Below are 22,928 nucleotides of genomic sequence, written 5' to 3' on the forward strand. Positions count from 1 at the left end.
CTTTCGGAAGTCGCGCCGGACGAGGCATCGCCCCAGGGCGCAGTGGCTTGTCGCATGAACTTGTCTCCGTGTTTTGTCGATGCGGCTGCCGTGGTTTTGGATGCGCCGCAACTGGGGAGGCAAATTGCAAGTGTTGAGCCATGCGGGTGGTGGCCAGAGAAGGCGGCGTGGGAGCCTTATGGGGCGGGGTGTCGCGGAGCGCGCTGCGGGTTTTCCCGCAAGCGCGTCGATGTTGCAGTAGTGTTTCAGCGATGTTTCAGACAGTGTTTCAGGTGAGACGACTCAAAGATAACTACAAACATAATCCAGCGTCTCCACCACCTCGATATCAAACCGGCTCTTCCCCGGCACAGAAAACGACTCGCCCGCGCCGTACGTCTTCCACTCCTCACTCCCATCCAGCCGAATCCGGCATTGCCCGGCCTGCACTTCCATCAACTCCGCCGCATCGGTGCCGAAGTTCAGCGTGCCCGGCAGAATCACGCCGAGCGTCTTCTTCGTGCCATCGGCGAAAAGCACGGTGTGCGACACGCACTTGCCGTCGAAATAGACGTTGGCGCGCTTGATGACGGAAACCTGATCGAATTGCGTTGCTGCCGGCATGACGAAGTCCTTTGGTCGAAGAAAAGAAGCCGGCGAATCTTCCATCGCCGGGAGTTCGACATCATACAGACCGATTCATCGCGCTTGCGGAAGGCCTTACCGGAAATCGGCGCATTTGCTATGAGGATCGGCCACTTTTGCGGCATGTTGCCGTGCGTTTGCTCACACGGATAACGCCTGAATAGCGTCCGGTGTACGCGATGCAACATTTTTCAAATGCACGTTCGATACATCTTTAGCCTCCCGCGCACGTCCGACAAATCAGGCTGAGCCCCGTGCGAGTGGGCGTTTGACTGACTTCTGAAGCTCTAAAGGGAGTGTTAGTAGCTGGCGAAGAACCGGGCGATGAACACGGCTGCAACATTTTTGATTCGTCGCTCAAATCAGGCTCGCCAAGCGCCACGTCGTCGCGCAATCCCAGCTTTTTAGACGCGCCAAAACCGGTTTCAGCCTTGCTCAGCAAGGGCGCGCGCCTACCAAACCGCCAGCGATGCGCCAAACGCCGCCATCGCCCTAGATTCTTCTTATCTTTCAGGATTGAATCATTTTTGAATCGGCGTTCTCGTGCGCCACGCCACATCGAATCGGGAGCCTTGCTGGTAAAGGGTTTTGGGCCTCCTGGCACACCTCTCGCTATAGAGGTGTCACGCACGGACAGTCGCCGCAACATCAAATGAACGACAGCGACATCGTGCTACGGGGCTGGCCGCTGCAGGTTTCGATGATCGCCAACAAGAGCACTCACGAACCCTGCAGCGGACCGCATAAAAACAAGGTATGGCGCAACGCGCAAAGACAAGAGCTAATAATCATGTTGACCCTCCAATCTGATCTGCACGGCAACCACCTCCTTGGCGCGCTGCCGCCGCAAGAATGGGCCGCCATCGCACCGCATCTCGAACTGGTTCAACTGCGTACCGAGCAATTGCTGTGCGATTCGGGTCAGCGCATCCATCACGTGTATTTCCCGACTACGGCCATCGTCTCGCTGCTGCACACGATGGAAGACGGCGGTTCGGTCGAAGTGGCGGCCGTGGGTCGCGAGGGCATGACCGGCGTGCCGGTGCTGACGGGCGGCGACACCATGCCGACGCGCGTTCAGGTGCAATGCGCGGGCGTTGCGTATCGGATGAGCGCAGGGGCGCTGCGTGAAGCGTTCGGCCGCTCGGACTTTCTGCGCCGCATCATGCTGTTGTACATGCAAGCTCTGCTCACGCAAGTCGCACAGACGGCAGCGTGCAATCGCCATCACTCGCTGTCGAAGCAACTCGCGCGCTGGCTCCTGATTCAAATCGATCGCACGCCGAACGATCAGCTCAAGGTCACGCAACAGATGATCGCCGATATGCTGGGCGTACGTCGTGAAGGCGTCACCGAAGCGGCGGGCAAGCTGCACGATGCCGGTCTGATCCACCACAGCCGCGGCTGCATCCGCGTGCTGGATCGCGCGGCGCTCGAAGCCAACGCGTGCGAGTGCTACGGCATCGTCAAGCGTGAATTCGATCGCATTCTGCCGAAGAAGCGCGTCGCGGAAGTGGCGTAAGCGGTCTCGAAGCGATCACAATCATCCTGAACGGATCGCCATTGGCGGCAGCACGCGCAATGGCTTCGTTCGGTTGATCGGCATCTACACCGCGACTAGCTAACCAAGGCTAACCAAGAAAATTCAGCGCGCCCGTTTCGAGGTTGTACATCGCGCCGACGATATCGACCTTGCCGCTGCGCTCCAGGTCAGCAAGCACGGGCGAATCACGCCTGATACCCGTCAACGTCAGTTCGACGTTCTTGCGCGCCACCGCATCCACGAACGCGTAATTCGCCGCCGAGCGATCGCCATCGAATTCGGTCTGCTGCACCGCCGGTTTGATGCGCGCGAGCAGCCCCGTCAAATGCCCGAGTTCGGCATTGGCGATCGCGCCTTTGATTGCGCCGCACTTCGTATGACCCATCACCACGACGACTTTCGCGCCCGCGAGCTTGCACGCGAATTCCATACTCCCGAGGATATCGTCGTTTTCGACATTGCCCGCCACGCGGCAATTGAAGATATCGCCGATGCCGAGATCCATGATGACTTCGGCCGGCGCGCGTGAATCGATACAACTCAGCAGCACCGCCGCCGGATATTGCCCCGCCGCGCTCGCCCGCTGCTCGCGCAGATAATTGCGCGCCTTTCGCTCGCCTTTCTGAAATCGCGCATTGCCACGCTTCATCTCTTCGATGATCGCTTCCGGCGACATGCTGTCGCGCTGCGCGTGCGTGAGCGCATCGGCGCGGGCGAAACCGGTGATCGACGAGGTGATCGACGTGGCGAGCGCCGCAATCAACAAGCGCCTCCGATTCACACACGCGCACTCGATCATGATCGTCGCTCCCGGTCACAAACCGTTTTCTCTATAGGCGACGTTTCGCATCGCGGAAGGCTGTGTCGTTGATACGACGCGCATGTGTCCGCGCACACATATGAAGGGGGCACATGGGACATGCACGAATTGCGAATCGTTCTGGCGGCTGACAAAATGGCTGAAGTTACGTTTTTTAACAATTCCGAGAGCGTCGGATTTTGCTGTGGCAATCTGACGGACCCATTCCGAGAGACAACAACAGATGGCCATCTTCAGACGGGCACCGCGAATGCAGGACGATTCGCCGGGCGACAGGGGACGGGGAATGAGAATTCGAGCGACGGTGTTGCTGACGCGGCATCACGCCGTACTGCTGGTGCGCGAGCGTGGCGGCATGTGGCTGCTGCCGGGGGCATCGGTAGGAATGGATGAATTGCCGATGGTCGCGGCCATTCGCGGCTTGCATCGCGATACCGGTGTCGAGGCGAGCGCGGTGGTATTCCAGTTTCAGCAGGTGTCGGCGCAGCATTTGCACAGCGTCTATCGCGTGGCGATTGCCGACGATGTCGATCCGCGTCCGAGTCCGCTCGGCGAATACGACGAAGTGCGCTGGGTCGATTCTTCCGAACTCGGCCGCATGCAGGTGACGCCGGGCACGCGCGCGATTCTGAACCGCGCGCTGGGGCCATCGCCGAACGTGGAAGATACGCGCGGCGCGTGGCGGCCGCAAGGTGTGCGAATGAATCCGCGATCGGATTTTCGCAAGGGCTGAAGCGGCTTCACGTGCATCCGGCAATGCACTGCGCCGGATGCACGCGTGATGCAACGTTAGAACGTATAGCCTACCGACAGAAACGTCACGATCGGATCGAGCTTGATCTTCGATTCGCTGCGCACCGTGCCCACCGACGAATTCGTCGTGAGCGTCGCGCGCGCCGACAGCCACATATACGACACCGAGAACGACGCCGACCAGTGTTTATCGAACTGGTACGACATACCGCCGTTCACCACCGGCGCGAACGAGTTGCTGATATGCGCGCTGGTCGGGCCGGTCAGCGCCGTGCCGGTCTGCGGCGTGTAGAGGAACGCGCCGTTGGCCATCTGCGAGCTGAGCTTCACATCCGAGAACCACACATACGATGCACCCGCGCCGAGGTACGGGCGGAACTTGCTCTGCGCGTTCATGAAGTAGTACTTCAGCAGCAGCGTCGGGCTCCATTCCTTCGCGGTGCCGAGTTCGCCCAGCGGCCCGAGCGTGCCTTCGCCATCGAGATGGAACTTCGGCGGCACGCCGATCACCGCTTCGACCGCGATATGGTCGGTGACGAAGTATTGCGCCGTCAGACCGAAGGTATCGGCGTTGCTTACGGATGCGCCCGAGCCGGGACGCGTCTGCGTCTGACCCAATGCGGTCACGTTGAACGCGCCGCTCGAATCCTGCGGTGCGAAGTGCATCCAGCCCGCGTTGATCTGAACGCTGCCGGCGGACTGTGCATGTGCGCCGCTCGCGCCCGCCACGCCCAGTGCCGCAAGGGCCGCGCATGCAATGTGTTTCAGCTTCATCGTCTTGTTCTCTTTTAATCGTTGATTCATGGTGTGACAGGCGAGCGAATCCGCACCGCGCGGGCGGGAAGCCCGGCGGGTCGGAGACACGGAAAAAGGGAAGGGCTTCGACTACGCTTTAAAGACAGCAGTCGAGACTTACCTTGAAATACTCGTAACTAATTTCGATACTGCGTTTGACCGACTGCACTTCATCAACGCCCGGCGCATTGCCCAACAGCGTCGCGACGATCTCCAGCGCTTCCCACGGATGCTCGTCGTCGTAGTGCGCATGCAGGCTGAGCCAGCGCATGGCCTTGCGGCGCATCGCAACGGGAAAGCTGTTGGCATAGGCATCGCTCGAGCAGACAAAGGTGGACCATTCGCCGGTCACGCCTTCGATCGCGAAGTTGGTCGCGGCAATGCTCGCGGCCAGCGGATCGCCGCCGCTGCTTTTCCAGCACCAGTGCGACAGCGCATACGCCATCGAAGGACCGTTGGCCTTCATCAGCGCGCGCTTGGTGACATCGTGCGCGGCGGCCCAATCGACCCAGTAATCGGCGTGATTCTGTTCGACGCGGATATTGCGCGTCAGATAACGCCGCGCGAGATCTTCACCGCGCGAATGCCCGTAGCGGACCTTCTGCAGGTTCATCGCCATGTATTGCGGAAACTGCTCGACCACCGGCCAGCCGTTGACGAGGAACGCTTCGGCCTGGCGCGGCGTGAGTTTCGCTTCGCGCATCGCGGCGAAGATGGGGTGACCGAGGACCGCCTGCTTGGCCACATCGGTTTCGGCGAGCACGTCGCCCAGCCACGCCGGGTAGCTGGCGATGTCCTTCAGATCACCCGTCCGCTGAAATGTGGGATCCAACCTGTTCTCCTATCCTTTAGGTAATGGCGAGAAACTCGACGTTTTGTGCCCACAAGGCCGGGCGTCCGACATGAAAACCTTGCACGAAGTCCACGCCCATGCTGCCGAGCGCACGCAGGATCGCTTCGCTTTCGACGTATTCGGCGATGGTCAGACGCCCCATCGAATGGCCGATATCGTTGATTGCCGCCACCATGTCCCGATTAACGGCATCCTTGAGCATGTCCTTGATGAATCCGCCGTCGATCTTGATGTAATCGACCGGAAGGTGTTTCAGATAACCGAACGAGGACATGCCCGCGCCGAAGTCGTCGAGTGAGAACTTGCAGCCGCGGTTCTTGAGATCGCGGATAAAGCGCGCGGCGGTCGCGAGATTCGCGACGGCGGTGGTTTCGGTGACTTCGAAGCAGATGGATGATGGCGTGACGCCGGTCAGTTCGAACTGCTCGGTAAGGAACTGCAAGAAACGCTCGTCGCCGATCGAGGCGCCGGAGAGGTTGATCGCGTATTGAATGCCTTCGGGATTGCCGCTGCGCGCAAGCGTGGCGAACACGGCGCGCACCACCCATCGGTCGATGGCGGACATCAGCCCGTAGCGCTCGGCGGCGGGCATGAAGAAGTTGGGCGGAATAATCTTGCCGCCATCGCCGACCATGCGCAGCAGCACTTCCACATGACGCGGATGGCCGTGGTTTGAATCGATTGCGCGGATTTCCTGCGCATAGAGACAGAAACTGTTCGATGCCAGCGCGTCTTTGATACGCCCGCACCACGACATGGCGCTGGCGTGGCGATTGAGTTCCTTGTCGCCGCGCACGGCCAGATGCACGCGGTCGCGCCCGCGTTCCTTGGCGAGATAGCAGGCGATATCGCCGAAGCGCATGGCGGTTTCCATATCGAGCCCGCGCAAATCGACCAGGCCGATACTCACGCTGGTCGAAAGCGTATGCGTCTCACACGACCACTGGAACGCGGCCACTTCCTGACGCAGACGCTCGGCGATATTCATGGCCGTGCGCTCGTCGCAATCGGACATCAGCGCGGCGAATTCGTCGCCGCCCAGACGCGCGAGCGAGTCTTCGTCGCGCAGGCACTTGCGGAACAGCGTCGATACTTCGCGCAGCATGGTGTCGCCGGCGGCGTGACCGTAGGTATCGTTGACGACCTTGAACTGATCGAGGTCGAGCATCATCAACATGCACGGCCGCGTTGGATGATTGCTGTTGGCGTGCTCGGCTTGTTCGGCCAGCGACTCATGCAGACGCCGTTCGAACTCGGTGCGATTGAGCAAGCCCGTGAGTCCATCGTGCGATGCCTGCCACGACAGGTTCGATACATACTCGCGTTCACGCGCCATATTGCGCAGAAGCAGCACGACGCCGGTGATGGTGTCGGAGGTATCGTGAACGACGGAGGTGATCGCCTGCACGACGGTTTCCTGACCGCGCACATTGGTGAGGATCAGGTCCGCGCCGGGTTCGGTTTGCTCCGTGCCGCGCAGCGCCTGTTCGATCAGATCGACGGGACGCCGGTCCCATTCGCGCATGATGGCGACCAGCGCCGTCAGCGGCCGATTCACGCAGGCGGCGGCATCGCGGCAAAACAGCCGTTCGGCAGCGGGATTGATGAACTCGACCAGACCCGTCGGCCCGACCGAAATCACTGCCTCGCCGATAGAACCGAGCGTCGCCTTCGCGCGTGCCTCACTGCGGCGTAACGCGTGTTCGGACGCGAGCCGCGCGGTGATGAAGCGGCGCGCGTACCACACGGACAAGCTCACCAGCAGCATCGCCACGACGACGTTGATGACGAACAGCAGCAACGCGGTTTGCCGGAACGCCGCGCCCAGCACGTCGGCAAAAGCGCGCGAAATCGGCGCGATGGCCGAGTTGATGTTCCACACTTCGCTCGTCAATTGCTCGACTTCGAGACGTCCCGGCGCACCCGATGCCTTCGCTTCGCGCAATTCATCGGCGACATGCGCGAGCTGATCGACCAGCGCATCGCCGCGCGTCCAGTAGGTGACGGCTGCTTCGAAATAGCTGGCCCGGCGGAAGGTGCGGAAAACCCAGATCACCGACGAGACATCGGCGGGATAGACGCCGGAGGCGATCAGCGCTTCGCGTGCGGCTTCGACATCGGGATCGGGACGATCGAGCGCAAGACGCGCGTGCTTGAGATAGAGCGGATACGCAATCGCACTTTCGTATTGGCGATATGCCTGTTGATCGCCGGTCTGGGCGTAGCGGATCAGATAGAAGACGGCGTCTTTCTGACCTTTGGACCACGTGCTCTCGCCACCGATGTACGCGCGCACCGACGACATGATCGACAGACTCGTCGCGACGAGCGCGAGCAGCGACGCCACCACGGCCACGAACGGCCACGTCGTCTTGAACAACTGTCGATTCGTCTTCGAGGCCGCTGGCATATCGAGCCTTTCTTAGGTTTTTCCGGACATGGCGACAAAACGGTCCGGGCTGCGGGAACGTTGTTCAGTACAAACCTGACGCACGCTCTACGCAGCGAATTCTTGTCGCTTCGATTAATAACGGCACGAAATCGATAAAGTTGAGGCTCTAATCGGCTGCCTCGCGAGCCGCAATAATACCTGTGCGAAATACGCTTTTCGTGATAGGTATAAGGAAATTGTCGAGTGTTGTTTTAGCGCATGCGGTAATTTTTCCGTCAAACGGAAATGCACTTACGTTCAGCCGATGGAAACGTTTGATTCACGCAGCTTCGCGTGTTTTGCGCGCGTTGGCATCGGTAGTTTCCGCACGCTGGTGCGTAACCAATTGCTAAGTATCAGGGAAGGAATTACTTGCGCGGTTTATTGAATATCGCTAAGCAAGCTTTAAGCGTCGCTTAGCGTTTCTGACCGAATGGTTGGTATTTTCGGCTTAGCGGTTGTTTCGCTTTCGACATTAATTCGCTAAGCGAGTCTTAGCAAACTTAGCGAATATGCACGATCGGCGCTAAGAAATCGTGGACGTGAGGCAGCCAGATTGGAATGGCATCGCGCGAGGCGAACATCAGATGGCCGTTATCGCCCCAGGCGGGTTCCATGACAAATTCGCCCTTGCCGCCCGCTTGCTGAAACGAAGCGAACCAGCTTCGCGTGTAGTCGGGACCGAAGAACTTGTCGTTCTCGACGTAATGCCACAGCACCGGCGCATGCGTGGTACTGGCGAAATGCGCAATCGCCGATGTCATGCGCTCGGGCGCGCACGGCACGCCCGGATGCTTCACCGGATCGCCACCGCGTCCGCCCGAAAAGTTGACCACGGCGACCAATCCAGGCGGATCGAAACTCGCCGCCGCCAGCGATGCAAATCCGCCCGCCGACTGCCCGACCAGCACCACATGCTCACGATCGATCTGCGGCAGCGTGTCCGCATACGCGATGGTCGCAAGCAAGTCCTGCGCGGCGGCATTGCCAGCGGCTTCATAGTCCGCGCCGTTGCAGTGGCCGTAGTCTTCGGCATAGGTGCCACCGGTCGCGCCGAAGCCACGGCGGATCGGCACGATCACCGCGAAACCCAAATCGACGAACGTGCGGATTTGCGCGATGGCGCGATATCGCCCGGTCTTGACGCGGTCGCGCGGATCGGGCGGGCTGCCGTGACTCAGCACGATGAGCGGAAACGGACCCGCGCCGTCCGGCTGATAGAGCGTGGCGACGAGTTCGCGCGTCGAAGTACCGAAGAAGCCTTTCTCGGTCATGGGCACCTGCACGACGGTCTCGTGCAGATCGGCCGCGAGTTCGGCGGCGTGCGTGATCGTCGCCGTCGCCGTCGCAGTCGTGACCAGCAGGGCCAGCGCGCCAAGCAGTGAGCGCAGCCGCACGTCAGCTATGCCCGTCGATCCATTCGCGCGCCCAGTCCAGACCGGCGTGCAGCGCTTCTTCGTCGGTGGCGAAGATCGCGAGGATGCCGCTGCTCTGCACCACGCGCTCGTCGCGCACGACAGTGCCGCTCGCGCCGTAGCCGGTTTTCTGTTCGATCGAATGGCCGTAGATCGAGTAGCCCTTGTAGACCTCTGTTTCCATCGTCTCTTTTGTTTTGTCGGCGTCAGGCACGAACATAGCACGCATCCGCACGCGCGCAATCGCCTAACTGGATGGTTCGGATCACCAAATGAATTCCGATCGATATATGCAACTAACGGTCTGCCGCTGCCACGTCGTATAATGGCTGCGCCACCGCCGGCAAGGGCGCGCCGGAAAGGACAAGATTTGCCGATTCGCGCAATGTCCGGAAATCTCGGGGGCTTGCCTGCCTTGGCGGAGATGCGGTAGGGTGACGCCCAATCCGCGTCCATCGGGGCGCTTTATCAGGGAAAACGTAAACATGAACAAGCAAGAACTCATCGACGCAGTGTCGGCAGAAACCGGCGACAGCAAGGCCAGCACGGGCGCAGCCATCGACGCAATCTTCGACACGGTCATGCAGGCCGTCACGAAGGGGGACACGGTGCAACTGATCGGCTTCGGCTCGTTCTCGACCGGCGCGCGCGCGGAACGCACGGGCCGCAACCCGTCGACGGGCGAAAGCATCACAATTCCGGCCGCCAAGACCGTCAAGTTCACGGCTGGCAAGGCGTTCAAGGATTCGGTCAACGCGTCGTAAGCGCGTTTTCGTGCAGGCGGCGGACGGGCGCAAGGCTCGTCCCGCCGCCGCGCGATTCACTTTCGGCGTGATTTACGAGGCGTCGGCTCCACGCCGATCCGCTCATCGCGTGCCAGCACCAGCGCCGTCAGACGCGCCGCCGCGTCTTCGAAGTCCGCATCGGCTTGCGGCACATACAGCCATTTTCCGATCACCGGATGCGGTTTCAACGCCGGCATCTCCTCCATCAGCGCATCATGGCGCTCCTTCGACGTGCACACCAAAAGGCCATTGAACGGCGCATCGCGGTCGGCGGCGATCAGGCACAGCAGCCCGTCGATATACGCGGCATCGCAGCCGAACATGCGCTTGCGAAAGTACGTTTCGTCGTGCTCGAAGGCATCGAAAATCCAGAGCAGCGAATTGCGGATGGTGGATGGCATTGCGGGTGATTAAGTAGAAGCTCGACAGCGCGAGCTTACAGGCTCGCAGGTCACCCCGTCGCGAGCATCAGCCGCATCAACGCGAGTCCGCCAAAAATCCCTACGAAGCCCAGCGCCAGCGTGCCGCCGACATAGAGCAGGGTGGACATCATATCGCCGCGTTCCCACAGCAGCGCCGCGTCCAGCGAGAAGGTCGAATAAGTCGTGAATCCGCCGATGATGCCCGTGGTCAGAAACAGGCGCACGCTCTGGTCGGCCTGGCCGCGCAGCGCGAACCATCCGGCCACCAGACCCATCACGAACGAGCCGAGCGTGTTGATCGCGAGCGTGCCGTAGGGGAAATTCGGTCCGAGCAGAATGAGCGAGGCGCGGCCGGCGGCGTAACGCAGCATCGAACCGAGACCGCCGCCGATAAAGACAACCACAAAGGAAGAGAAGGGATTCAAAGACGCGCTCCGGGAAAAGCGAAGGCGCGGCAGACGCGTGCGTGCGTGCCGTGCGATCAGCGTTGTCCAGGAGTCATCAGCCGGAATGGCGGTTGTCGGGGGAACCCCATCCCCATCGAACGACTTTGTAACACATTATCTCAATCGACGGCGTGCGATCAGGCCGACTGACCGCCGCCCGCGAGATTCACGATCATCCGTCCCAGCGCTTCGAGCGGCAGCGGCTTGTGCAGAATCTGTGCGTTCGATACCCCGTCGAGCGCTGCGGTATCGAGATAACCGGTGACCATCAGCACCGGCAGGCCGGGGCGGATTTTCTGCGCGGCGCGCGCGACATCCGCGCCGTTCATATTCGGCATGGCGAAATCGACCAGCAGCACGTCGGGGAAATCCGCGCCGATCAGCGCCAGTCCGTCTTCGCCTGACTTCGCTTCCCGCACGTCGAACTCTTCGAGCGTCAGGCCCGCGACGATCGACTCGCGCACGTTGTCGTCGTCGTCGATCACCAGCACGGAGGTGCCGTGTCCGGCGTTGCCATCGACGGCGTCGAGCGTGACGGTTTCGGCGGCCACGAGTTCTTCGCTCTGGGCGGCGAGCGGCAGCAGCAGGCAGAAGGTGGTGCCGCGTCCAACGGCGGGCGTCACGCGCACCGTGCCGCCGCATTGCCGCGCGATGCCCCACACCTGCGCGAGCCCGAGGCCGGTGCCTTTGCCGAGCGGCTTGGTGGTAAAGAACGGATCGAAGATGCGCTTGAGCGCGTCGGGCGAAATGCCGGTGCCGGAATCCGTGACGCAAATCTGCACGTAGCTGCCCGGCGCGAGATCCGGGTCCGAACCGACGATCGGATGCAGGCCCGTCGAAAGTGTGACCGTGCCGCCGTCTTCCATCGCGTCGCGCGCGTTGTTGACGAGATTCAGCACCGCGAGTTCGAGCTGATTGGCATCGGCCTGAGCGAACGAGCCGGGCGCGTCCAGCTTCAGTTCGATACCGTGCATCGCGCCGAGCGAATGCCGTGCGAGATCGACCACATTGCCGATCAACCCATCGATATTCACCGACTCCAGCGCCAGCTTCTGAATGCGCGAAAACGCCAGCAATTGCGCCGAGAGCTTCGCGCCGCGCTGCGTCGCCTTGTACGCCTTGTCGATATACGACAGCACCGGACTGCCGCCGTCGAGATGGCGGCGCGCGAGTTCGAGATTGCCCAGCAGCGCCATCAGCAGATTGTTGAAGTCATGCGCGATACCGCCCGTCAGCCGCCCGACGGCTTCCATTTTCTGCGCATGCGCAAGCGCTTCTTCCGCGCGCCGCCGTTCTTCGGCTTCGGCGCGCAGGCGTTCGTGCGAATCGCGCAGGGCGGCGGTGCGTTCTTCGACCAGCTTTTCGAGTTCCTGATGACTGCGCGCGAGCGTGGCTTCCGCTTCGCTCAGGCGCTCGTTCATCAGCACGGCCGCGCGCAGTTCATCGCGGATTTCGAACTGACGCTCGCGGCCCGACAGCGCCGCTTCCACCGCGCTCGTCAGCGCCAGCGCGCTCGCCGGCCGCTCCACGAACACGATATTCGACATGCGGCGCGGCAGACTGCCCTGCAATCGCTTCTGATGCGCGGCGTCCATGCGTTCGCGCCGCGTCAGCATGACGAAGGGCAGATCGGACCACGAAGGCTGCGTGTGCAGTTTCGCTTCCAGACTGGCCAGGTTTTGTCCCGCCAGCGATTCATCGGCCAACAGCACCGCGCCGGTATACGCATCGATCTCGCCGACGAGTTGATCGAACGACGCCATGATGGTCGTGCCGATATTGCGCCCTTCCAGCAGCTTTTCCATCGTCAGGGCGTCGCGACCGAAGGGCGTGAGGATCAACACATGGCGCGCAAAAGGTTTCATCGTTACGGTGCGCCGTTGTCGTCCTGCGGGTCCAGAAAGCGCGATGCGCCCAGCAGCGGCCCGCGTCCGCCGGTGTAAGTGGGCGTGCCGGTCAACACGCCGGAGAAGCGCGCGAGCGGTTCGCTCAGTTCGAGGCCGCGCTTGCTGATCATCAGTTCGCGAATGGTGTCTTCGTGCAGATTGCCGCGATTTTTAAGGATCGACAGCGCCTTGCGCACGCGGCCTTCGGCTTCGAAGAAACGCAGCAGAATCACCGCATCGGCGATATAGCTGATGTTCAGCGAGCCGGAATTCATGGTGCCGACCAGTCCTTGCTGCGGATTGATCAGAAAGGTCGTCACGCCTTGCTGATTCAGGAACGACAGCAACTCGTGCAATTGCAGAATCAGTTCCTTTTCCTGCGGCATCGCGGCGATATAGCCGTTCATGCTGTCGATCACGATCATGCGCGAGTTGTTCTCTTCCACTTCGCATTTCACGATGGAAGTGAACTCGCCCGGCGAGATTTCCGACGGGTCCATCTGCCGGATATGCACCAAGTCCAAGTCGATAAACGGCTGAAGATCGATGCCGATAGCGTTCGCCCGAATCAGCAGCGTGCTGATGCGTTCGTCGAATTCGTAGAGCACGCAGCGTTCGCCACGCCGCGCCGCTTCCGCGATGTATTGCAGCACGATCGTGGTCTTGCCCGAGCCCGCCGGTCCCGTGATCAGCGTGCTGGTGCCGCGCAGCGGACCGCCGCCCAGCAGCGCATCGAGCTTGGGCAGGCCGCTTTGCAGCGGGGCATCGGAGAAATCGGCGTGATGCTCGGAGGCGACCAGACGCGGGAACACGTGCAGGCCGCCGCGGCGGATCGCGAAGTCGTGATAGCCCTCGCGAAAGCCGCTGCCGCGCAGCTTCTGCACTTGCAGACGGCGGCGCGAAATGCCGAAGTCCAGCGTCTTGCGTTCCAGCGTGAGCACGCCGTGCGCAAGACTGTGCAGATCGACATCGTGCGAGCCGCGCGCGGTCATGTCGTCCATCAAAAGAACGGTGGCCGAGTTTCGGTTGAAGAACTGTTTGAGCGAAAGAATTTGCCGCCGAAAACGCAGCGGGTCCTGCGCGAGCAGACGCAGCTCGGAAAGACTGTCGAACACCACGCGCGTGGGTTTGAGTTCATCGACCTGATTGGTGATGTGATGAACGATTTCGCCCAATTCCAGTTCCCATGAATGCAGGATGCTCTGATCCCCTTCGATGCCCAGCGGCAATCCCGCTTCGCCAAGCTCGAACAGCGTGATGCCGTCGAGCGACCAGCCATGACCGGCGGCGACTTCGGCCAACTCTTCGCCGGTTTCGGAGAGCGTGACGTACAGCACTTTCTCGCCTGCCGCCACGCCGTCGAGCAGAAATTGCAGACCGAGCGTGGTCTTGCCGGAACCGGGCATGCCTTCGACGAGATACAGACGGCTGACGGGCAGGCCGCCGCCGAGAACATCGTCCAGTTGCGGCAGGCCGGTCGAAATGCGGGTGAGAGTGCGGTCGGGCATATTTACGTGTCGCAAGTGGGAGGCCGCGAACGGCCAGCCCAAAATTTTCCTGTACGCCGTCTTGCGCGCAAGGATGAGGATCGAAGCCTCGCAGCAAGCCTTGTAGCAAGCGTCGTAGCAAGCCTTCTAGCAAGCGATTTTCGCAGAGACGAGGCCCGAAGTGTCACACATGACGCGTGATCGAGCGGACGGCGAAAATAAAACGCCGCTTGTTCAAGCGGCGCGAAACACTCGATCAGCAACAGGCGTGCGTGCATTCAGCTTGCCGCATCGCTCTTCACGTCCGATGATTCCACTCCGAGCTGCTCCTGCGCCTTCGCCCAGAATGTCTCGGCCTGACCTTCGGGACAGCCAGCTTCCTCCCAAAGGCTATAGGCCAGCGTGCGAATCTGCTCTTCGGTCGCGGGTACGTTCATGGTTGCCTCCTTCAAGGCGAGTCCGTTCGATGAAACGCGAATCGCTGCGCAATGCGCGTTCCAGCGGACTGACTGTCTTTACGGTAATGCGTAGGCAATCACGTAATCGCCGAGCTTTGTCCCGAACGAACCATGACCGCCCGCCGCAATCAGCACGTATTGCTTGCCGTTCGCTTCGTAGGTCATCGGCGTGGCCTGGCCGCCTGCGGGCAGACGCGCGCTCCACAACTCGTTGCCGTTATCCGTGCTGAAGGCGCGCAGATAGTTGTCAGCGGTCGCGCCGATAAAGAACACGTGACCGGCTGTCGTCATCGGACCGCCCAACATTGGCATACCCAATTTGAAGCCGATCGGAATGGGCGATGAATCGCGCGTCGTACCAATGCGCTTCTTCCATACCACCTTGTTCGTATTCAGATCGAGCGCCGCGACATAACCCCACGCGGGTTGCTTGCACGGCAGTCCGATCGGCGACAGAAACGGATTGAGCGTTACGCCGAAGGGCACGCCGTATTGCGGCTGGATACCGCTCTCCGTGCCCGAACCCGTCGCGCCCGATGCCGGTTCGATCGGATTCTTCGGTCCGCGCGGAATCAGCTTCGAGACGAAAGGCAGCGCAATCGGATTGGCGATGGCGAGACTGCGGTCGGTATCGACAGCGAGACCGCCCCACTCGAACATGCCGAGGTTGCCTGGAAAAACCAGCGTGCCTTGTTCGGACGGCGGCGTGAACGGACCTTCGTAACGCAGCTTGTGGAAGATCACCCGGCAGACGAGTTGATCGAACATCGTTGCGCCCCACATGTCCGCGCCGGTCAGATGCTTCTGCGGGCGGAAAGTTAGTTCGGAGTACGGTTGAGTGGGTGAAACATGATCGCCCTTGGCCGCGCCTTGCGGCACCGGCGTTTCTGGCGCGGGCACGATCAGATGCCCGTTACGCCGGTCGAGCACGAAAATATTGCCGGTCTTTGCGGGCGCATAGATCGCGGGCACGATATTGCCGTTTGCATCCTTGATATCGGCGATGGTCGGCTGCGCGGGCAAGTCCATATCCCACAAATCGTGATGCACGGTCTGATAGAACCACGCCAGCTTTCCCGTCGATGCATTCAGCGCAAGCAGACCGCTTGCGTAACGCTCCTGATCCGGCGTGCGATCGCCGCCCCAGATATCGGGCGTGGTGACGCCCATCGGCAGATAGACGAGATCGAGTTGCGGATCGTAGGCGGCGGGCGCCCACGAATTCGGCGAGTTGGGCGTGAAGCTGTGTTGATCGTCGGGAATGGCGTTGGGATCGTGCGCGCCGGGATCGAAGGCCCACAGCAGCTTGCCGGTTTCGACATCGAAGCCACGAATCACGCCCGACGGCTCGTGATTCTGATAGTTGTCCTCCACCGAACCCGCCATCACGATCACCTTCGACGTGACGATGGGCGGCGAGGTCGGCTCATACTGCCCCGGCGTTTTCACCGGTTGCAGATGCTGAAGATCGAGCACGCCGTTCGCGGCAAAACCGGGACACGGCTTGCCGGTGTTGGCATCGAGTTCGAAGAGACGGCCGTCGTTGACGGGCAAGAGCACGCGGCGCGAACACATCGGCAGCGAAGCCATATTGTTCGATGCACGCGCTTGTTTTGCCGCATCTGTTTCGAAGTACGAAACACCGCGACATGTCACGTGCTGGAAGCTCGGATCGGATTTGAGTTCGGGATTGAAGCGCCATTTTTCCTTGCCCGTGGCGCCGTCGAGCGCGATGGCGATCTGATGCGGCGTGCAGAAGAACAAGGTGCCATCGATGGCGAGCGGCGTGACTTCGTCAGTGATTTCGCCGGGATCGTTCGGGCCTTTCATATCGCCGGTTTGGAACGTCCAGGCTTCTTTCAGCGTGTTGGCGTTTTTATCGGTGGTCTGGGCGAGGGATGAGTAACGCGTGCCGCCTTGTGTGGAACCATAGGCGAGCCAGTTGCCGTCGCTCTTTGCCGCCGTATTTGCAGACGCGGTTACGGTTCCGTTGATCTCTTGCGGATCGTTGAACGCGGCGTAGACGAGCGCGATTCCGGACAGCACGAGCGTCACGCCCAGCGCCATCGCGCCTTGTCGCGCGGGCGTCGAAAACACGCGCAACACGAACGGCAGCACCAGCCATACGCCCACGATCACGAGCACATCGAGACGCGGCGCGAGCGCCCAGAAATCGAAGCCCGCTTCGGCGACGGCCCATATCAGCGTGCATAGCACAAGCAGTGCATAGAGCCACAACGCCACTGCGTTCTGTCGATGCACGAGCCACGCGATGACGAGCATCACGAGACCGGCGATCAGGTAATAAGGCGTGCCGCCGACTGCAATCAGCCAGCCGCCACCGACGACGAGAAACAGCCCCGCGAGTGTCAGGAAGATGACGGTCAGCCACTTGGGCACGGGCGAGGACGAGCGCCGCACTTGCGGCGAGGAAGGTGTATTCATTTGACGCGACTCTCTCTTGCGCGATGAGGGGAGTGGGTGCGTCGTTGATCCGGGCCGATGCGATGGTGTTGGCGATGCACCCGCCGGTGTGTAGCAAGAAACGGCCCCGGTGTTGCTTACATGATTGACAGGTTTTGATCGCGTGACTTATCTGAGGGCAACTCCCTGAATACCTTCGCATTTCTGAAACAATGCGCTCGACGGACACCATGCCGAACGTGTCCGTTCAATCCGATGCTATGGCGTCCCGCATGCGTCCTTCAGCGCCTATACCTGTCAATGACACATGTATGGGAGAGTCATGATGAGCACAACGACGCATCGCGCGGGCGCTGAAGCCGATCAGCCTTTCGTCGATCCGACGCCTTACGGCTATGGCCCGGACGATTCCGTCAGCGATATCGACGAAACCGCCGCCATCACGCATCACACGCTTAAAATCAAGGGTAAATCGATCGCGTATACGGCGCGTGCCGGGCATCTCGTCACCACCGATGGCAACAGCGCGCAACCCGCCGCGAAGATTTTCTATGTTGCATTCACGGCAGATGGCGTGGCGGCGGCTCAGCGTCCGGTGACGTTCTTCTATAACGGCGGACCAGGATCGTCGGCAGTGTTTTTGTTGCTTGGGTCGTTCGGACCACGACGTATTAAAACGAGCATGCCGGACTTCACGCCGCCCGCGCCGTACACGCTCGAAGACAACCCCGACAGTCTGCTCGATCATACCGATCTGGTCTTTATCGATCCGGTCGGAACAGGCTATTCGACCGCCATTTCACCCGCAAGAAACAAAGACTTCTGGGGCGTGGATGAAGACGCGAACTCGATCAAGCAATTCGTTAAACGCTATCTGACCGTGAATAGCCGATGGAACTCGCCGAAGTATTTGTTCGGCGAATCGTATGGCACGCCGCGCACGTGTGTGCTGACGTGGTTGCTGCATGAAGATGGCGTCGATCTGAACGGCATCGTGTTGCAATCCGCGATTCTCGATTACTCGCAAGCGGGCCAACCGGTTGGCGCGCTGCCCACGCTCGCCGCCGATGCGTGGTTTCACAAGAAAGTGACGGTCACACCGGCACCGAAGGATCTCGCTTCGTTCATGCAGCAAGTCGAGGCGTTCGCGGTGGGCGACTATATCGAGCTATACAACTCGTTCCCCAATGTCGATGAAGCCAAACTCAAGACGCTGAGCGATATGCTCGGCATTCCGCCCGTGGTCCTCAAATACTGGCGGCTCGATCCTTCCGGCACGGACGGCACCGCTTTTCTCACCAGCCTGCTGATAGACGAAGGCCTGAGCATCGGCGCATACGATGGACGCGTGACCGGTGCGGACACGGGTATCGCCGAATTCATTTCGCCGGACTCGGGCGGCAACGATCCGACCATGACAGCGGTAAGCGGCGTCTACACGGCCATGTGGAACGTGTACCTGAACGAAGAACTGAAGTACACATCGATCGCGCCGTTCATGGACCTGAACGATCAGGCGTTCCTCAACTGGGACTTCGGCCATATCGATCCGACCGGCGCGCAACGTGGCGGCAATGGCTTGTACACGGCGGGCGATCTGGCGGCATCGCTTGCGGTGAACCCTTATTTAAGGGTGTTTTCTGCAAACGGCTATTTCGATTCGGTCACGCCGTTCTTTCAAACCATGATCGATCTGGAAAGCATGCCGGTGGCGGGCGGCACCATGCCGCCCAATCTCAGCTTCAATCTTTATCCGTCCGGGCACATGATCTATCTCGACAACGCATCGCGCACGGCGATGAAGCACGATCTCGCATCGTTCTATGGCGATGCGGAAACGCATGTCGCCGCGTTGATGAAGCTGGCGAAGCCGAAGCAAAACGCACTGGAAAACGTGGGGATTTATCGGCGCAGGGCAAGCCGTACGCCATACTAAACAAAACGATCACGCCTGATCCGGCGGCACGACTGTTTCAACGCGTCCGGTCTCGACATCGTAGACGAGGCCGGATACGGTGAAACCCGCCGGAAAGTTCGGATTGGATCTGAGCGCCGCGACATCGATCTTTACCGCTTCATACGGGTCGGTGATCGCGAGTGTATCGAGCTGATCTTCGGCCACGCCCATTTGTTTCGCCAGCAGGGCCGGCGCGTTGTGATAACAACCTGCAATGCCGCAGTTCGTATGCTGAAGCAGCACCAGATTCCATCCCGTACCGACTTCCGCGCCCGCCGCACGCGAGACCGTGCCGAGCACCGCGATCGTTTCGAGCAGCGCCGGATTCACACGTCCGCCTACATTGCGGATGATCGCGGTTTCGCCCGGTTCGAGTTGAAGCACATCCATCGGATCGACGCGCGGATCGACACAGCCGACGATCATCGTGCGCTGCGAGGGCAGCATTTTCAGGCCTTTATCGAAGCGCTTTTCCGCGAAATCAGCGTTGCGCTGCATGAGTGTATCGACGAAATTCATGATGTGCTCCTTAGCGCGATTGAGGAAGGCGTGTGGACATTTTTGCCTGCAGCCCTTTCGGATCGGCAACGAAGGCGCGATGAATACCGCGCGACTGTTCGCCTGCGATGACTTCGTCGTTCACACCGGATTCGATGGCGTCCAGCGCATCGGTGACGACTTCTTGCGGCGTCATGCGTGGCTCGGGCAGTTTCGCGCCCATCGATGTTTCGGTCTGGACCGCGAGCACGCCGACGACTTGCGTACCTTGTGCGCCGAGTTCCGCGCGCAGACTGCGCGTAAGCGACAAGCCTGCCGCCTTCGATGCCGAGTAAGTGGCCGCCATCGGCAAGCTGACGAGCGAGAGCATCGACAGCATGTTGATTACGCTGCTTTCCGGTGATTTGGCGAGGACCGGTGCAAAAGCGCGCGTCAGTGAAAGCGTGCCGAAGTAGTTGACCTCCATCTCGCGGCGGGCATCGTCCATGTCGGGCGCGGAGATCGCGCCTTCGAACGCTGCGAAGCCGGCGTTATTGACGAGCAGCGTCACGTCATTCGCAATCGATGCGGCAGCCGCAACCTGATCGGGATCGGTGACATCGAGCGGGAGCGGAACGAGGCGGCGATCGGTCTTGAGCAAATCATTCAGCGTGGCGGTATCGCGTGCTGCAACATAGATTTTCGATGCGCCACGTTCCAGCAGTGCTGCCACATACGCCTGACCGATACCGCGATTAGCGCCCGTTACAAGGGCGATTGAGTTCGAGAGTTTCATGATGATCAAATATCCTAAGTAATTTAAAAGGTTTTCTGCATGTCGATTCGACGCGCGCTCAGGCGGCGATCGGATACTCAAGTACGAACTTCGACAGATTGGCCTTGATAAACGCTTCGACCGTCGTCAGCGGCTGTCCAATGATCTCTGTGCCGGTGCTGTCGGTGCCAGCAAGCAGACCTTCCTGTTGATCGATCGTCACCGCTTCGAAGTGACGCCGCATGGCGGTGGCATCCTGAAGGCCGAACAGTTCGAGGAACACCGACACCGTCACATGCTCGTACGGCAGATGCTTGCCAAGCACGCGACCGACTTCGGCGGCAAGTTCTTCGTGGCTATATTCCACCGGACCATGCAGCGCAATGGCGCGGCCCACATAAGGCTCGGGACGATCCATGATTCCCGCGATAATCCGCGCAATATCGCTACCCGCGATGGGTGCGAAGCGGCTTTCCTTGTTGTAGGGCATCACGTAGCGTCCATAGCGAATCTGCGGCGCGATATATAACAGCCATTCCGCGAAGAAGGTCACGCGCAGATGAACCGACGGCACGCCGGACCAATCGAAAATCTGTTCGGATAACCAATGATTCTGCGTGGCTTTGCTGCGTGCCGCCGGGCGCGATTGCTTATGCGACATATTCACGATCAGATCGAGCTTCGCTTCCCTTGCAGCCTGCGCAAAAATCACCGCAGCTTCCACGAGCCCTTCCGCCAGCGGATAGCAGAAGTAGGCGCGCTGAACATCGCTCATGGCGAGGCGAATATCGCGCAAACTGCCCATATCGCCAAGCACGACTTCAGCGCCCAGATCACGCAGACGCTGCGCGCGGTGATCGTCGCGCCGCACAAGTGCGCGCACTTCGAAGCCCTTTTCGATCAGTCGTTCGACTGTGGGACGGCCGGTATCGCCTGAAGCGCCGGTAACGAGAACTTTGGTCATATCGATTACTCCGTTTGCATTTGAGGATTCGGTTGAGGCCAGTGAGCACCGGCCATGTGGCTAATGTGCTGGTTTCGGCCCAGGCGCGGTAGCCTGCGAATTCGACTAAGATCTATGCTGATTCAGCATCGATCCGCTGCAAAGGAGACGCGCGTGAAGGATGTGACGACGTTCCGGCTTTACACGCGCGTCGCGCGTCTGGGCAGCTTTTCTGCGGCGGCGCGCGAGAGTGGTCTCGCGCAGTCGCAAGTCTCGCGGATGATCGCGGAACTGGAGGCGTCGCTCGGTGCGCGTCTGCTTACGCGCACCACGCGCGCGGTCGCGCCAACCGAAGCGGGACTGGAATTTCTCGCGCGCATGGAGCCGATCATTGCGGCCATCGAAGATGCGGAAAACAGCGTGCGCGAGACGGGCGAATTACGTGGTTTGCTGCGACTCGCCATGCCTTCGACCATGGCCATGCGCGTGGTCATGCCGAGCCTTTCCGCATTCACTGAACGCCATCCTGCATTGCGTATCGAAGTGCTGCTCGACGACCGCTGGCAAGACATGGTGCGTGAAGCAATCGATGTCGGTATTCGCGTGGGCCGCTTGCCGGATTCATCGGGCACGGCGCGGCTGATCGGCAAGATGTATCGCGTGATCGTGGCGGCGCCGCATTATCTGGAGCGGCACGGCACGCCGCAAACGCCGGATGATCTCGTGACACATCGCATCGTGGGTGGGCCGGCGGGCGCGCACGCATCGTCATGGCAGTTCGAGCGTGATGGAGTGACAACGTCGATCGAACTACAACCGCATGTATCGACTAACGATACGGCGGGCGCGCTCGCGGCGGCTACGGCAGGACTGGGGATTGTATCGACGACATCATGGGCGTGCCGCGCCGAAGTGGAACGCGGCACGCTGGTGCATGTGCTGGCCGCATGGCGCATGGCCGAGTTGCCCGTACACGCTTATTTTCCGATGGGGCGCGCCACGCGGCTGGCAGCGCGCTCCTTTGTGGATTTCATCGCGGATGAGATCAAAGCCAGATCATTCGACTTCGTGCATGAAAAGACTTAAGGAACGGGCTTAAAAAAGGGCTTAAGCACGATTAAAGATGAATGCCGCCTGTGACTTCGATGCGTTGTCCGTTGATCCACTTCGCATCGCTCGTGCAGAGAAACGCCACCACGCCGCCGATATCGTCCACTTGTCCGACACGGCCTAATGCGGTCTGCGCTTTCACATAGTCCTGCAATTGCGGCGTATTTCGAATAACCGCACCCGCAAAATCCGTTTCGATACCACCGGGCGCAACCACGTTCGCACGAATGCCGCGCGCGCCATACTCCTTCGCCACATAACGCGAAAAAGTCTCGACGGCTGATTTACAAGCTGCATAAGTGGCATAACCCGGCACGACAAAACGCGTCGCCGCTGCGGTGATAAAAACCACGCCGCCGCCATCGTTCATTATGTTGAGGGACTTTTGCGTAAGAAATAGCACGCCCTTGAAATGAACATTAAGGAAAGTGTCGAACATTTCTTCGGATATCTTATCGATTGGCACCGCTGCGCCAATTCCCGCGTTATTCACGAGAAAATCGATCGCATTCGTATTCCAGTGT

General features: G+C 60.4%; 22 protein-coding genes and 1 riboswitch. Of the genes, 5 read left to right on the top strand and 17 right to left on the bottom strand.

Annotated elements, in window-relative coordinates:
• Positions 1–282 precede the first annotated feature (282 nt).
• Entirely contained in the window at positions 283–603 is a 321-nt protein-coding gene (locus P7F28_RS01055; protein ID WP_277182501.1) for a pyrimidine/purine nucleoside phosphorylase, read from the bottom strand.
• Positions 604–1,414: 811 nt separating this feature from the next.
• Between P7F28_RS01055 and P7F28_RS01060 the strand changes: the two genes are divergently transcribed.
• Positions 1,415–2,146: a Crp/Fnr family transcriptional regulator gene (locus tag P7F28_RS01060; RefSeq protein ID WP_277182502.1), complete on the top strand. Its 732-nt coding sequence runs from the start codon at positions 1,415–1,417 to the stop codon at positions 2,144–2,146.
• Positions 2,147–2,255: 109 nt separating this feature from the next.
• Here the strand turns inward: P7F28_RS01060 and P7F28_RS01065 are convergent, their stop codons facing one another.
• A complete protein-coding gene (locus P7F28_RS01065) occupies positions 2,256–2,966 on the bottom strand; it encodes a carbonic anhydrase family protein (RefSeq protein ID WP_277182503.1) in 711 nt (236 codons plus the stop codon).
• A gap of 307 nt (positions 2,967–3,273) precedes the next feature.
• On the opposite strand from P7F28_RS01065, the gene P7F28_RS01070 reads away from it, so the two are divergent.
• The gene (locus P7F28_RS01070) at positions 3,274–3,720 is read left to right on the top strand and encodes an NUDIX domain-containing protein (RefSeq protein ID WP_277182504.1); all 447 of its coding nucleotides are present in this window, start codon (positions 3,274–3,276) and stop codon (positions 3,718–3,720) included.
• 56 nt (positions 3,721–3,776) lie between these two features.
• On the opposite strand, the gene P7F28_RS01075 is transcribed toward P7F28_RS01070, so the two are convergent.
• The 5 genes from P7F28_RS01075 to P7F28_RS01095 form a co-directional block, all read right to left on the bottom strand.
• Positions 3,777–4,508, bottom strand: coding sequence for an OmpW family protein (locus P7F28_RS01075; RefSeq protein WP_370467203.1), 732 nt, complete (start codon positions 4,506–4,508; stop codon positions 3,777–3,779).
• Positions 4,509–4,632: 124 nt separating this feature from the next.
• A complete protein-coding gene (locus tag P7F28_RS01080) occupies positions 4,633–5,367 on the bottom strand; it encodes an iron-containing redox enzyme family protein (protein WP_277182507.1) in 735 nt (244 codons plus the stop codon).
• Positions 5,368–5,383: 16 nt separating this feature from the next.
• Complete coding sequence (locus P7F28_RS01085; protein WP_277182509.1) at positions 5,384–7,798, bottom strand: EAL domain-containing protein; 2,415 nt, start codon at positions 7,796–7,798, stop codon at positions 5,384–5,386.
• A 524-nt stretch (positions 7,799–8,322) separates the two neighbouring features.
• On the bottom strand, positions 8,323–9,216 hold the full coding sequence (locus tag P7F28_RS01090; RefSeq protein WP_277182511.1) for an alpha/beta fold hydrolase: 894 nt from the start codon (positions 9,214–9,216) through the stop codon (positions 8,323–8,325).
• A gap of 1 nt (position 9,217) precedes the next feature.
• Positions 9,218–9,418 carry a hypothetical protein gene (locus P7F28_RS01095; RefSeq protein WP_277182513.1) on the bottom strand — a complete coding sequence of 67 codons (201 nt, stop codon included), beginning with the start codon at positions 9,416–9,418 and terminating at the stop codon, positions 9,218–9,220.
• Positions 9,419–9,719: 301 nt separating this feature from the next.
• On the opposite strand from P7F28_RS01095, the gene P7F28_RS01100 reads away from it, so the two are divergent.
• The gene (locus P7F28_RS01100; RefSeq protein WP_277182514.1) at positions 9,720–9,998 is read left to right on the top strand and encodes an HU family DNA-binding protein; all 279 of its coding nucleotides are present in this window, start codon (positions 9,720–9,722) and stop codon (positions 9,996–9,998) included.
• A gap of 56 nt (positions 9,999–10,054) precedes the next feature.
• Here P7F28_RS01100 and P7F28_RS01105 read toward each other — a convergent pair whose 3' ends face one another.
• The 6 genes from P7F28_RS01105 to P7F28_RS01130 all read right to left on the bottom strand — a co-directional run bounded on the left by P7F28_RS01105 (position 10,055) and on the right by P7F28_RS01130 (position 17,163).
• Complete coding sequence (locus P7F28_RS01105) at positions 10,055–10,420, bottom strand: hypothetical protein (RefSeq protein WP_277182516.1); 366 nt, start codon at positions 10,418–10,420, stop codon at positions 10,055–10,057.
• A gap of 50 nt (positions 10,421–10,470) precedes the next feature.
• Positions 10,471–10,866, bottom strand: coding sequence for a fluoride efflux transporter CrcB (gene crcB / locus P7F28_RS01110; RefSeq protein WP_277182518.1), 396 nt, complete (start codon positions 10,864–10,866; stop codon positions 10,471–10,473).
• A gap of 60 nt (positions 10,867–10,926) precedes the next feature.
• Positions 10,927–10,989: riboswitch (Fluoride riboswitch) on the bottom strand.
• Positions 10,990–11,024: 35 nt separating this feature from the next.
• Positions 11,025–12,752, bottom strand: coding sequence for an ATP-binding protein (locus P7F28_RS01115; RefSeq protein ID WP_277182519.1), 1,728 nt, complete (start codon positions 12,750–12,752; stop codon positions 11,025–11,027).
• A 2-nt stretch (positions 12,753–12,754) separates the two neighbouring features.
• Complete coding sequence (locus P7F28_RS01120) at positions 12,755–14,281, bottom strand: ATPase domain-containing protein (RefSeq protein WP_277182520.1); 1,527 nt, start codon at positions 14,279–14,281, stop codon at positions 12,755–12,757.
• A gap of 257 nt (positions 14,282–14,538) precedes the next feature.
• Complete coding sequence (locus P7F28_RS01125) at positions 14,539–14,697, bottom strand: DUF2934 domain-containing protein (protein WP_277182521.1); 159 nt, start codon at positions 14,695–14,697, stop codon at positions 14,539–14,541.
• A 78-nt stretch (positions 14,698–14,775) separates the two neighbouring features.
• On the bottom strand, positions 14,776–17,163 hold the full coding sequence (locus tag P7F28_RS01130) for a glucose/quinate/shikimate family membrane-bound PQQ-dependent dehydrogenase (RefSeq protein ID WP_277182522.1): 2,388 nt from the start codon (positions 17,161–17,163) through the stop codon (positions 14,776–14,778).
• 286 nt (positions 17,164–17,449) lie between these two features.
• Here P7F28_RS01130 and P7F28_RS01135 point away from each other — a divergent pair, with 286 nt between their 5' ends.
• A complete protein-coding gene (locus P7F28_RS01135) occupies positions 17,450–19,078 on the top strand; it encodes a S10 family peptidase (protein ID WP_370467202.1) in 1,629 nt (542 codons plus the stop codon).
• A gap of 9 nt (positions 19,079–19,087) precedes the next feature.
• Here the strand turns inward: P7F28_RS01135 and P7F28_RS01140 are convergent, their stop codons facing one another.
• From P7F28_RS01140 to P7F28_RS01150, 3 genes are read right to left on the bottom strand one after another with little or no spacing between them, the layout of a single operon-like run.
• Positions 19,088–19,618 (bottom strand): carbonic anhydrase, encoded by a 531-nt coding sequence (locus P7F28_RS01140; protein ID WP_277182525.1) that lies wholly within the window; start codon positions 19,616–19,618, stop codon positions 19,088–19,090.
• Between the two features lie 10 nt (positions 19,619–19,628).
• Entirely contained in the window at positions 19,629–20,372 is a 744-nt protein-coding gene (locus tag P7F28_RS01145; RefSeq protein ID WP_277182527.1) for an SDR family oxidoreductase, read from the bottom strand.
• A gap of 58 nt (positions 20,373–20,430) precedes the next feature.
• Complete coding sequence (locus P7F28_RS01150; protein WP_277182528.1) at positions 20,431–21,315, bottom strand: NmrA family NAD(P)-binding protein; 885 nt, start codon at positions 21,313–21,315, stop codon at positions 20,431–20,433.
• Between the two features lie 153 nt (positions 21,316–21,468).
• Between P7F28_RS01150 and P7F28_RS01155 the strand changes: the two genes are divergently transcribed.
• On the top strand, positions 21,469–22,380 hold the full coding sequence (locus P7F28_RS01155; RefSeq protein ID WP_277182530.1) for a LysR family transcriptional regulator: 912 nt from the start codon (positions 21,469–21,471) through the stop codon (positions 22,378–22,380).
• A gap of 31 nt (positions 22,381–22,411) precedes the next feature.
• Here the strand turns inward: P7F28_RS01155 and P7F28_RS01160 are convergent.
• Positions 22,412–22,928: SDR family NAD(P)-dependent oxidoreductase (locus P7F28_RS01160; RefSeq protein ID WP_277182531.1), on the bottom strand; the 517-nt coding region annotated here is incomplete at its 5' end.

This window comes from Caballeronia sp. BR00000012568055 (assembly GCF_029439455.1).
Taxonomy (GTDB): Bacteria; Pseudomonadota; Gammaproteobacteria; order Burkholderiales; family Burkholderiaceae; genus Caballeronia.

Coding starts and splice junctions, on each gene's coding strand:
- P7F28_RS01055 (WP_277182501.1), bottom strand. CDS start 603: ATGCCGGCAGCAACGCAATTCGATCAGGTTTCCGTCATCAAGCGCGCC.
- P7F28_RS01060 (WP_277182502.1), top strand. CDS start 1,415: ATGTTGACCCTCCAATCTGATCTGCACGGCAACCACCTCCTTGGCGCG.
- P7F28_RS01065 (WP_277182503.1), bottom strand. CDS start 2,966: ATGATCGAGTGCGCGTGTGTGAATCGGAGGCGCTTGTTGATTGCGGCG.
- P7F28_RS01070 (WP_277182504.1), top strand. CDS start 3,274: ATGAGAATTCGAGCGACGGTGTTGCTGACGCGGCATCACGCCGTACTG.
- P7F28_RS01085 (WP_277182509.1), bottom strand. CDS start 7,798: ATGCCAGCGGCCTCGAAGACGAATCGACAGTTGTTCAAGACGACGTGG.
- P7F28_RS01095 (WP_277182513.1), bottom strand. CDS start 9,418: ATGGAAACAGAGGTCTACAAGGGCTACTCGATCTACGGCCATTCGATC.
- P7F28_RS01100 (WP_277182514.1), top strand. CDS start 9,720: ATGAACAAGCAAGAACTCATCGACGCAGTGTCGGCAGAAACCGGCGAC.
- P7F28_RS01105 (WP_277182516.1), bottom strand. CDS start 10,420: ATGCCATCCACCATCCGCAATTCGCTGCTCTGGATTTTCGATGCCTTC.
- P7F28_RS01115 (WP_277182519.1), bottom strand. CDS start 12,752: ATGAAACCTTTTGCGCGCCATGTGTTGATCCTCACGCCCTTCGGTCGC.
- P7F28_RS01120 (WP_277182520.1), bottom strand. CDS start 14,281: ATGCCCGACCGCACTCTCACCCGCATTTCGACCGGCCTGCCGCAACTG.
- P7F28_RS01125 (WP_277182521.1), bottom strand. CDS start 14,697: ATGAACGTACCCGCGACCGAAGAGCAGATTCGCACGCTGGCCTATAGC.
- P7F28_RS01130 (WP_277182522.1), bottom strand. CDS start 17,163: ATGAATACACCTTCCTCGCCGCAAGTGCGGCGCTCGTCCTCGCCCGTG.
- P7F28_RS01135 (WP_370467202.1), top strand. CDS start 17,450: ATGTATGGGAGAGTCATGATGAGCACAACGACGCATCGCGCGGGCGCT.
- P7F28_RS01140 (WP_277182525.1), bottom strand. CDS start 19,618: ATGAATTTCGTCGATACACTCATGCAGCGCAACGCTGATTTCGCGGAA.
- P7F28_RS01145 (WP_277182527.1), bottom strand. CDS start 20,372: ATGAAACTCTCGAACTCAATCGCCCTTGTAACGGGCGCTAATCGCGGT.
- P7F28_RS01150 (WP_277182528.1), bottom strand. CDS start 21,315: ATGACCAAAGTTCTCGTTACCGGCGCTTCAGGCGATACCGGCCGTCCC.